The sequence below is a fragment of the Streptomyces glomeratus genome (genome assembly GCF_021462825.1).
Lineage (GTDB): Bacteria > Actinomycetota > Actinomycetes > Streptomycetales > Streptomycetaceae > Streptomyces > Streptomyces glomeratus.
Genome location: NZ_JAKEEB010000115.1, coordinates 1 through 404, shown reverse-complemented (window position 1 = coordinate 404; position 404 = coordinate 1). Strand labels below are relative to the sequence as shown.

At 69.6% G+C, this 404-nt stretch carries 1 pseudogene; it reads right to left on the bottom strand.

What is annotated here, in order from left to right:
• Window positions 1–404, bottom strand: a pseudogene (locus LZ604_RS35570) (amino acid transporter); the annotation flags it as partial.

The following is a 404-nucleotide window of genomic DNA, read 5'->3' as shown; positions in this document are numbered from 1 at the left end:
CCCAGCAGGGCGACCAGCAGCAGGGTGATCAGCATCTGGTGGCCGTGCAGGACGCCGGTGAGGTGGGGGTTCTCCACCAGGTGGGTGGAGGCGTCCGCGGCGGAGAGGGTGATGGTGATCAGGAAGTCGGTGGCGGCGAAGCCCAGCAGGGTCAGGACGAAGAGTTTGCCCTGCCAGAAGGAGAGCAGCCGCTCGAGCATGGCGATGGAACCCTGGCCGTGCGGGCTCTCCTTCGCCACACGCCGGTAGACGGGCAGGGCGCCGGCGAGGGTGACGATCACCAGCACGATGGTGGCGACGGGCGAGAGCAGTCCGGCGGCCAGGGCGGCGATTCCGGGCTGGTAGCCGAGGGTGGAGAAGTAGTCGACGCCGGTCAGGCACATCACCCGCCACCAGCGCTGGCC